The sequence below is a fragment of the Streptomyces otsuchiensis genome, from assembly GCF_004305975.1.
GTDB classification, from domain to species: domain Bacteria; phylum Actinomycetota; class Actinomycetes; order Streptomycetales; family Streptomycetaceae; genus Streptomyces; species Streptomyces otsuchiensis.
This window is the reverse complement of sequence record NZ_BHZI01000220.1, coordinates 1-9,846: the sequence shown is the minus strand read 5'-3', so window position 1 is coordinate 9,846 and position 9,846 is coordinate 1. Positions and strand designations below refer to the sequence as shown.

Sequence of the window (9,846 nt, the reverse complement as noted above, 5' to 3'; positions counted from 1 at the left end):
CTCCCGCTCCCGCTCCCGCCACCGACCGCCTCCCAGGCGTACTCAGACCTCGTACTCCGAACCCGTACTCCGAACCCGTTCCGACCACCCCGACCGGAAGGCCGCAGATGTCGTCCCCCATATCCCCCGTCCTCGCCGAGGTCGTCCGCTCCGGCTTCGTCGAGGGCCACCACCGCGGTTCGCTGGTGGTGCTCGACGCCGACGGCGAGGTGACGCGCTCGCTCGGCGCGACCGACGAGCCCTGCTTCCCCCGCTCCAGCAACAAGCCGATGCAGGCGGTCGCGGCGCTGCGGTCCGGCCTGGAGCTGTCCGGCGAGCGCCTGGCGCTGGCGGCGGCCAGCCACGCGGGTGAGGAGTTCCACCAGCGGCTGGTGGCCACCATGCTCGGGGAACACGGCCTGACCGAGGACCAGTTGCTCTGCCCGGTGGATCTCCCGGTGGACCGGACCGCGATGGAGGAGCAGCTGGCCGCCGGCCGGGGCCGCACCAGAATCGCGATGAACTGCTCGGGCAAGCACACCGCCATGCTGGCGGCCTGCGTCCACAACGGCTGGCCGCTGGAGAGCTACCTCGACCCGGCGCACCCGCTGCAGCGGCGCATCCACGAGGAGATCGAGGCGGCCACCGGCGAGCGGGTGGCGCACACCGGGGTCGACGGCTGTGGCGCGCCCCTGCTGGCGTTCTCCCTCACCGGCCTCGCGCGGGCGTTCCGCTCCTACGTGCTGGCCGAACCCGGCAGCCCGGAGCGCCGGGTCGCCGACGCCATGCGCGCGCACCCGGAGTACGTCGCGGGGACGCGGCTGACCGACACCTGGCTGATGCGGGAGGTGCCCGGCGCGCTGGCGAAGGCGGGTGCCGAAGGGGTGCAGGCGGTCGCGCTGGCCGACGGGCGCGCGCTGGCGTTCAAGATCGACGACGGCGCGGGGCGTGCCCGGGGCCCGGTGCTGGCCGCGCTGCTGCGTGAACTGGGCGTGGGGGGCCCGGTGGTGGAGCGGATCGGCGAGGCGCCGCTGTACGGCGGCGGCGTGCCGGTGGGCGAGGTCCGCGCCGCGTTCTGACGGCCGTCCATCGGCCTCGGCCCCGTCGTCGCAGCTCACGGCGGCGGGGCGATTACCTGTGGCGGACCTGGCCGGGCACTGCCTAGGGTCACGCCATGGACCTGCAGATGCGCTCATCCACCGACGGCACGCTGGACCCCGAGGCGTGGCTGCACGCCGTCCACCTGGGCTTCCTCAACGGCTACCGCTTGCCGGAGGGCCAACTCACGGCGATGCTGGAGCACTCCGACCTGAGCCGCATCCGCGGCGTCTTCGACGGCGAGACCTGCGTCGCGACCTTCCGCAGCTTCGATCAGCGGCTCACCGTCCCGGGCGGGACCGACGTACCGGCGCACGCGGTCACCGGGGTGACCGTGACCGCGAGCCACCGGCGGCGCGGGCTGCTGCGGCGGATGATCGCCACCGACCTCGCCGCGGCCAAGGAAGGCGGCGAGACGCTGTCCACCCTGGTGGCGGCCGAGGCCCGGATCTACGGACGGTTCGGCTACGGCCCGGCGACGGTCAGCTGCACGATGGAGGTCGACGGCCTGCGGGCCGGCCTGGACAGCTCCCGGCCGGCGGTGGAGAGCGGAAGCGTGGTGTTCACGGACGGCGCCGAGGTGAGGAAGGCCGGCCCCGAACTGCACGAGCGGTTCCGCCTGCGCCAGCCGGGCGCCGTCGACCGCGCCGCGCTGTGGTGGCGCAACGCCACCGGCGACGTCCAGCGACCGCCGGGCTGGGAGGAGCCGTTCCATCTGCTGTACCGGGACGCCGACGGCGTGGTGCAGGGGCTCGCGGACTTCACCAGCGACCACCGCTGGACGCGGGGGGTGCCCGACGGCACGGCGACCGTGCACAGCCTGATCGCGGCCACACCGGACGCCGAGCGCGCCCTGTGGCACTTCATCCTCTCCCTGGACTGGGTGGTGCGGATCTCCGCCGAGCGGCAGGGCCCGGACGCGCTGCTGCCGGACCTGGTGCCGGAGCCACGGGCCGTCCGGGCCACCGCGGCGCAGGACTTCCTGTGGCTGCGTCCGCTGGACGTGCCGACGATGCTGGCGGCGCGCGGCTACGGCGGTGAGGGCGAGCTGGTCCTGGAGGTCACCGACCCGATGGGGCTGGCGGCCGGCCGCTTCGCGCTGACCGCCTCGGCGGAGGGCGCGCGGTGCGTGCCGACCACCCGCAGCGCCGATCTGACGCTGGGTTCGGGCGCGCTGGGCACCCTGTACCTGGGAGACCGCTCGGCGTCCCGGCTGGCGCTGCTCGGGCTGGTGGACGAGGAACGGCCGGGGGCCCTCGCCCTCGCCGACCGGCTGCTGCACACGCCGATGCGGCCCTGGACGGCCGACGTCTTCTAGTTTCCGCGCGGCGAGTCGATGGCGGTAGCGTATTCGCGTGAACGCGCGGAGTGACCGCGCGTCCCGGGCGCTCCGCAGCGGATGTGTCCGGCCCGGCAGAGAGGAACGAGGCCGCGATGAGCCTGTCGAAACCCGAGATCGACTTCCCCGAGGGAGACGTTCCCAGCGATCTGAGGATCAGGGACATCGTCGTGGGGGACGGGGCGGAGGCCAAGCCCGGCGCCGTCGTGGAGGTCCACTACGTCGGCGTCACCTACGCCGGCGGGGAGGAGTTCGACGCCTCCTGGAACCGGGGGCAGACCTTCAGGTTCCCCCTGGGCGGCGGCAGGGTCATCAAGGGATGGGACCAGGGCGTCGAGGGAATGCGGGTCGGCGGCCGGCGCGAGCTGGTCATTCCCCCGCACCTCGCCTACGGCGACCGGTCGCCCTCGCCCCTGATCCCGGCGGGCTCGACGCTCATCTTCGTGGTGGACCTGCTCGGCGTCTGAGGCCGCCTCACCGTCGCCCGGCCGGGCCGTCCGGGGCCGGACCGGGCGGCGGCGCGCCGCGCCACCCCGGAACCAACTCCCGGCCACCCCGGAACCAACTCGAACCAACCGGGGCCAACCCGGCCCGGTCCGGACGCGACGAAGCCCGGGACCGATGAGCCCTCGATGTCGGCCGCGGTGCGTCGAGGCACCGCGGCCGGCGTCGGGGGCCCGGCGGGACCCGGGCGTTGCGCCGTTCGGCAGGAGGGGCGGTGAGCACCGGCGTCGTCACCCGCGTCCTCGGGTGGACGAGGCGGCGGCGTCGGCATCAACCCCAGATCACCAGCACGATCAGCAGGAGCGTGCCTATGGAGACACAGACACCGCTCTTGGTGGTGAGGCCGGTGCGGAGCAGTAAGAGGCCGACGACTCCCGGCAGCCCGAGCTGCACCTCGACCAGACGTTCGACGAACACCGCCAGTGCGGCTACCAGCAGACCTGTGACGAGCATGGGTACCACTCCCCGGCTTCTCGGTGAAGGTGCCAACCCGGCCTAACTGTCGCCGAGTTGGCGAAGTTGTTAACCAACTACGCCTAGTTGATTCCCCAACCGCCCTGGGTAAGAACGTCTTCGTACGAACTCCCCACAACTGTCCGAAAGTTGTATGGTGAGGGCTGTGACCGAGGAGAGCCGCCCGGCAGCCGAGGACCAGGCCCTCCAGGCCGGTCCGCAGTCCCCCGACCACATCGCCGAGACCCTGCGCGCCCGGATCAGGTCCGGCGAGCTGGCACCGTCCTCCCGGCTGCCCACCCAGCGGGAGCTCGCGGAGCAGTTCGGGACCACCCGCGCGGTGATACGGCAGGTACTGGGACTCCTGGAACGTGAGGGGTACCTGGGCTCCCGGGGGCGAGGCGCTCCCGCGCAGGTCATGACGCCGACACAGGACGCACCGCGCCCCGCCGACGTGGAGCTGGCGGACCGCATCGCGACCGCCTTCCAGGCCGAACACGTCTCCATCGACGCCTTCTCCCTCACCACCGAGACCCTGAACTCCGCGCTCGCCGCCCCGTTGATCGCGGTCTCCGCCGGGGAGCTGCGACCCCGCTCGATCAACGTCCGCATCCTGCTGCCCAGCCCGGGCATCCACCCGGCCTTCCCGCGCCTGGTCTCCGACCCGGCGGACCCGCGGCCGATCGCCCGCCTCCAGCGCATCACCCGTACCTTTTCGGCCTCTTTGCGCCACCAACTGCTTTCCCTGGCCGAACGGGGGCTGGTGAAGGAGGTACGAGTCGAGATACGCACCGTCGAGGTGACCCCGCTCTACAAGCTCTATCTCCTCAACGACCTGGAGGCCCTCACGGGCTACTACCAAGTCGTCACCAGGACGGTGGAGTTCGAGAACGAGGAGCTGGAGATCTACGACGTTCTCGGGCTCAGCTCCAAGATCTTCCGCGCCTCCCGCGACAAGGACAGCCGCGACGAGCAGGACGCCGCGTTCGTCGCCGAGTCCCGGCTGTGGTTCGAGTCCCTCTGGTCAACGATAGCCGAGCCCGTCACACTCGGTTAGATGAGGAAACTCTTCGCTCATGTCGAGTGTGTGATCTTCGACTTCGACGGGCCGCTGTGCTCGTTGTTCGCGATCCGCACCGCCGCCTCGGTGGCCGCCCGGCTCCGCGCCCTCGCCGCCGAACACCGTCTGCCGGCCCCGGAGACCGACGATCCGCACGCCGTGCTGCGCGCCGTCGCCGCCGCACGCCCCGGCACCGCCGGCTCCCGGCTGGTCGAGCAGGCACTGACCCGCGAGGAGGTGCGTGCCGCCGCCACCGCGCGCCCCACACCCGGCGCGGCCGCGCTGGTCCACGCCCTCGACGAACGCGGGCGCAGGCTCGCCGTCGCCAGCAACAACTCCGCCCACGCCGTGGCCGCCTACCTCGACACCCGGCGGCTCAGCGACCGCTTCGGGGGCCATGTGCACGGCCGTGCCGGGGACACCGCCCTGCTCAAGCCCCATCCCGACTGCCTGCACCGGGCCCTGTGCTCAACCGGAACGGCACCCGAACGCGCACTCATGATCGGCGACACCCCCACCGACCTGGCCGCCGCCCGCGCCGCCGGAGTCGGCTTCCTCGGCTTCGCCCCCGACCCCGCCCGGGCCGAACAGCTGCACGCGGCCGGCGCCGCGCATGTCGTCACCTCCCTGGGGAAAGTACTGAGCACGGTGAACTCACTACCGTCACTTGACTCCTTCGGGTGAACGTTCCCGACCGGCAACCGTCCGGCTGAGGCCCCACACCGGCGATGCGCCGGTCCGCCGCCGCCGCGCGCCTCCCCGTCACGGGCCTCCCCACGCCCCGGACGGTGTCCAAGGCTCCACAATCGCTGTGGGACCGCTCCCTGCCGGTCCACCGGGCCATGCAACCGCCCGCGCCGCACCCCGTACCGGAGTGTGTCCCCATGAGCAAGCCACCGCCTTTCCCCCGTTCCGCCATGATCACCGCCGCGCCGCCGTACCCGCCGCCGGCCCCGCCGCGCGCGTCGGCGCCCGGCGGGCCGGCGCCGGTACCGCCCGCGCCCCAACCGGCGGGAGCGCCCGGCGCCCCCGCCGGCCACCACCGCAGCTGGCAGGTGCACCGCCTGCCGGCGGGCGCGTCCCGCTCGCCCGGCGGCCGGGTCAAGACCGGTGAACCCCATCTGGGGGTACCCCGGTTCGACCCGCGCTGCGTCCTCGACGAGGACGGCCTGCTGCGCGAACTGGCCCGCCGCGGCGTCCCCCGCGTGCCGCGCGCGCACCAGGCCGCGCCCGGCCTCCAGACCCACGACTACATCGAGGGCCACGCCCTCTCCGCGCTCCGCCCTCCCGGCACCTGGCTGACCGGGCGCCAACTCGGCGACATCATGCAGCTCTTCGGGCATCTGGGCAGCGTCGGCCCGGTCGGTCTCGGCACCCTGCACAGCTGCCCGCCCTTCGAACGCCCCCGTTCCAGCAACGAGTTCCTGTGGTCGCTGCTGCGGTTCACCCGCACCCGGGTCTACCGCCGCCACGCACCGCTGCTGCCCGGCCTGTTCGCCGGACTGGGCATCCGCCCGGAGGCGGTCGCCGCGGGCGGACCGTTGGGGCGCGCGGCGGCGAGACTGACCGGACGGCCGTTCTGCCTGCTCCACGCCGACCTGCACCGCGACAACCTGATCGTCGCCGACGCCGACTCCGCGCTGTGGACCATCGACTGGGAACTGGCGCTGATAGGCGACCCGTTGTACGACCTCGCCACCCACCTGCACCTGATGCGCTACCCCCGCGCACAGGAGGGCGCGGTCATCAACCGCTGGGCCCACACCATGGAGGCGGTCCTGCCCGGGGCCGCCGCGGGACTCGACACCGACCTGACGCGCTATCTGAAGTACAAGCGGGTGCAGTCCGCCATCACCGACGCCGTCCGCAACGCCGACGCCGTCCGGGCCGCGCCGCCCGAGCGGCTGCCCGAACAACTCGCCGCAACGGCAACGGAGATGCACCACATCCTGGCGCGCGCCGCCGCCCCCCTCGGTCTGTTGCGGGTACCGACCGCGGCCCGCATCGAACGCAGCTACGCCGCACTGCGCACCGACGCCCCACTCCCCCGCCGCTGAGCTGCCTCCGACTTGCCACTGACATACCGCCGGCCGGCCCGGGACGGTCCTGGGGCGACCGGCGGACAGGCAGCCGACAGGCCAGCGGCGAACGGACCGGCGGGCGGCGGCTGTCAGCGCCGCGCCGGCTCCGCCCGGCCGCCCTCCCGCGGACCGGCTCCCGCCGCGTGGCTCTCCAGTTCCACCCGGGGCAGCACCCGCGCCAGCGGCGCCGGGAGCCACCAGGCGCGCCGCCCCAGCAACTGCATGATCGCCGGGACCATCAGGCAGCGCACCATCACCGCGTCCACCAGGATCGCCACCGCGAGCCCCAGACCGAACTGCTGCAACATCCGGTCGTCGCTGAGCAGGAAGGCACCGAAGACCGCGACCATCACCGCACCGGCCGCCGTGATGACCGAGCCCGTGTGCGCCAGCCCCTCGCGCACCGCCAGCCCCGGGTCGCCGGTCCGCTCCCACTCCTCGTGGATGCGTGAGACCAGGAAGACCTCGTAGTCCATCGACAGCCCGAACACGATCGCGAAGATCATCACCGGGACGAACGCCTCCACCGGCCCCGGCTGGACCCCGAACGCGCCGTGCTGGAAGACCAGCACCACCGCGCCCAGTGCCGCACCGATCGACAGCAGGTTCAGCATCGCCGCCTTCAGCGGAATCAGCAGCGACCGGAACACCACCGTCAGCAGCACCACCGAGACGCCGACCACGATCAGCACGAAGACCGGCATCCGCTCACCGACCTGCGTGGAGAAGTCCGCGACCCCGGCGGTGGGGCCACCCAGCAGGAACTCGGCGCCGCTGTCCGCAGCCAGCGGCGGCAGCACCTCGTCCCGCAGCTCGTGCACCAGATCCGCGGTCGCCTCGTCCTGCGGGGCACTGTCCGGATGGACGATCAGCGTCGCCAACTCGCCGTCTTCAGAAGGAATCGGACCGGTCACCGAGGCCACCCCGCCGGCCTCCGCGAGCCGTTCGGCGGCCTGCGCGCCGGCGGCCTGGGCACCGCCGTCGCCGCCCTCCACCGCGATCACCAGCGGCCCGTTCACCCCCGGCCCGAAGCCGTCGGCCAGCAGCTCGTACGCGATCCGGGTGGTGGAGTCCTCCGGGTCGTTCCCCGCGTCCGCGAAGCCCAGCCGCAGCCCGAGCGCGGGCGCGGCCAGCGCGCCCAGCCCGATCACCGCGACCAGCAGCGCCACCAGCGGCCTGCGCTGCACCGCGCCACCGATCCGCCGCCAGCGGTCGCCCTCCCGGCCCCGGCCGCGCTCGGCCCGCCGCGCCGCCCGCGCCCGGAACTGCCGGGCGAACCGGTCACCGAAGATCCCCAGCAGCGCCGGCAGCAGCGTCAGCGAGGCGGCCATCGTCACCAGCACCGTCAGCGCCACCGCGAGCGCCACCCCCTGCAACGACCCGAGCCCGAGGGCGACCAGACCCAGCAGCGCCACGATCACGGTGCACCCGGCGAAGAAGACCGTGCGTCCCGCCGCGTCGAGCGCCGCCACCGCCGCCCGCTCCGGCTCCACCCCGCGCACCAACTCGCCCCGGTAGCGGGCGAACACCAGCAGCGCGTAGTCGATGCCCACCCCGAGCCCCACCAGCATCATCACGTACGGGGTGTAGCTCGCCACCGTGAAGACGTGCGAGGCCAGCATGATCAGTCCGACGGTCGATCCCACCGCGAACAGCGCGGTGACGACGGGGAGTCCGGCCGCGATGACCGTGCCGAACATGAAGACCAGGATGACCAGCGCCGTCAGGATGCCGACGCCCTCGGCGGCTCCGCCACCACCCTCCGCGAGCTGCCGGGCACCGGCGCCGCCCACCTCGACGACCAGGCCCTCCTCCCCGGCCTGACCGCCCTGACCGCCCTCGGCGGCCGAGCGCGCGGTGTCCACGATCGCCTGCGCCTCGTCGGCCGACAGTTCCTGGGAGGTTCCCTCCAGGACGACCGTGGCGAACGCGGTCCGGCCGTCCTCGGAGACCGCGCCGCCGCCGCCGTCGAACGGGCTGCCCACCCGCTCCACCCCGGGCAGTTCCGCGACCTCCGCGAGCATGTCCCCGACGGCCTCCCCGGTCCGCGCGTCCTCCAGCCCCGACGGATCGTGCAGCACGATCTCCAGCGTGTCACCCGCGCCCCCCGGGCTGTGCCGTTCGATCAGCTCGACGGCCTGCTGTGTCTCGGTGCCGGGCAGTGAGTGGTCGTCCTGGTAGGAGTCGCCCACCGCGCCCGCCACGCCGACGGTGACCACCAGCACCACCAGCCAGGCGATCACCGCCGTCCAGCAATGCCGGTGCGAGAGCCGGGCCAGGCGCGCGAAGACGCTGGCCCGGCCGCCGGCGGGGTCCCGTTCTCGGCGGTGGGGTCCGGTGCCGCCTGCCTTGGTGTCCACGGTTCTCTCCTTAGACGTGCCTGCGGAGAGAGCGTGCGGCCCGGGCACCGCCCACCGCGTCCGCCGCCGGTTGCGACCGGGCGTACCCCAGCGGAGGTATCCGGTGGCGGCGACCCCTGCGGGACACCCGGAGACGCCCCGGAGACGCCCCGAAGCCGTACAGCGGGACGACCACCGCCCGGCGGCGTCGTCAGCCCATCCAGCCCGGGGTGATCATCCCGGTCTCGTACGCCAGGATCACCAGCTGCGCCCGGTCCCGGACGCGCAGTTTGGTCATGATCCGGCTGACGTGGGTCTTCGCCGTCGCCGGGCTGAGCACCAGCCGCGCCGCGATCTCGTCGTTGGTCAGCCCGGAGCCCACCAGCACCACGACCTCCCGCTCCCGGTCGGTCAGCGCGTTCAGCCTGGTCCCCGGATCGGGCCGCTTCACCCGCCCGGCGAACTCGGCGATCAGCCGCCGGGTGATCGCGGGCGCGATCAGCGCGTCACCGCGGGCGCAGACCCGGATGCCGTGCAGCAGCTCCTCCGGCTCGGTGTCCTTGACCAGGAACCCCGACGCCCCGGCACGCAGCGCGCCGTAGACGTAGTCGTCCACGTCGAAGGTGGTCAGGATGACCACACGGACGCCCGCCAGCCGTTCGTCCCCCACGATGCGTTCGGTGGCCGCCAGACCGTCGAGCCCGGGCATCCGCACATCCATCAGGACCACGTCCGGGCGCAGTTCGCGGGCGAGCCGGACGGCGGCGGAGCCGTCCCCTGCCTCGCCGACCACCTGGATGTCGTCCTCGTCGTCGATGATCGACCGGAACCCGGCGCGGACCAGCTGCTGGTCGTCCGCGAGCACCACCCGCACCGGCCGTCCGTCCGCCGCCCCACCCGGCTGCTCAGGAGTCATGGCGCAACCCTAGGCCCTGGTTCCTGCCCGCTTCGCCCTCCGGCCCCGGTGCCGCCGGGCCCCGGCCCGCGTCCCCG

At 73.5% G+C, this 9,846-nt stretch carries 9 protein-coding genes; 6 read left to right on the top strand and 3 right to left on the bottom strand.

Annotated features, from left to right (window positions below; all coding sequences use genetic code 11):
- The first annotated feature begins 107 nt into the window (after nt 1-107).
- From E0D90_RS19340 to E0D90_RS19330, 3 genes are all read left to right on the top strand, one after another.
- On the top strand, nt 108-1,058 hold the full coding sequence (locus E0D90_RS19340) for an asparaginase (RefSeq protein WP_130799420.1): 951 nt from the start codon (nt 108-110) through the stop codon (nt 1,056-1,058).
- A 95-nt stretch (nt 1,059-1,153) separates the two neighbouring features.
- Nucleotides 1,154-2,395, top strand: a complete 1,242-nt coding sequence (locus tag E0D90_RS19335; protein ID WP_130799419.1) for a GNAT family N-acetyltransferase — start codon at nt 1,154-1,156, stop codon at nt 2,393-2,395.
- Between the two features lie 116 nt (nt 2,396-2,511).
- Nucleotides 2,512-2,883: an FKBP-type peptidyl-prolyl cis-trans isomerase gene (locus tag E0D90_RS19330; protein ID WP_103504675.1), complete on the top strand. Its 372-nt coding sequence runs from the start codon at nt 2,512-2,514 to the stop codon at nt 2,881-2,883.
- A gap of 307 nt (nt 2,884-3,190) precedes the next feature.
- On the opposite strand, the gene E0D90_RS19325 is transcribed toward E0D90_RS19330, so the two are convergent.
- A complete protein-coding gene (locus E0D90_RS19325; protein WP_103504674.1) occupies nt 3,191-3,373 on the bottom strand; it encodes a hypothetical protein in 183 nt (60 codons plus the stop codon).
- A gap of 166 nt (nt 3,374-3,539) precedes the next feature.
- Here E0D90_RS19325 and E0D90_RS19320 point away from each other — a divergent pair, with 166 nt between their 5' ends.
- The 3 genes from E0D90_RS19320 (at nt 3,540) to E0D90_RS19310 (ending at nt 6,490) form a co-directional block, all read left to right on the top strand.
- Nucleotides 3,540-4,430: a GntR family transcriptional regulator gene (locus E0D90_RS19320; protein ID WP_227870329.1), complete on the top strand. Its 891-nt coding sequence runs from the start codon at nt 3,540-3,542 to the stop codon at nt 4,428-4,430.
- A complete protein-coding gene (locus E0D90_RS19315; protein WP_103504672.1) occupies nt 4,431-5,117 on the top strand; it encodes an HAD family hydrolase in 687 nt (228 codons plus the stop codon). It begins immediately after the preceding gene.
- 200 nt (nt 5,118-5,317) lie between these two features.
- On the top strand, nt 5,318-6,490 hold the full coding sequence (locus E0D90_RS19310) for an aminoglycoside phosphotransferase family protein (protein ID WP_130799418.1): 1,173 nt from the start codon (nt 5,318-5,320) through the stop codon (nt 6,488-6,490).
- A gap of 113 nt (nt 6,491-6,603) precedes the next feature.
- Here E0D90_RS19310 and E0D90_RS19305 read toward each other — a convergent pair whose 3' ends face one another.
- Both E0D90_RS19305 and E0D90_RS19300 read right to left on the bottom strand, forming a co-directional pair.
- A complete protein-coding gene (locus tag E0D90_RS19305) occupies nt 6,604-8,793 on the bottom strand; it encodes an MMPL family transporter (protein ID WP_130799421.1) in 2,190 nt (729 codons plus the stop codon).
- Nucleotides 8,794-9,064: 271 nt separating this feature from the next.
- Nucleotides 9,065-9,769 carry a response regulator gene (locus E0D90_RS19300; protein ID WP_130799417.1) on the bottom strand — a complete coding sequence of 235 codons (705 nt, stop codon included), beginning with the start codon at nt 9,767-9,769 and terminating at the stop codon, nt 9,065-9,067.
- Nucleotides 9,770-9,846: the final 77 nt, after the last annotated feature.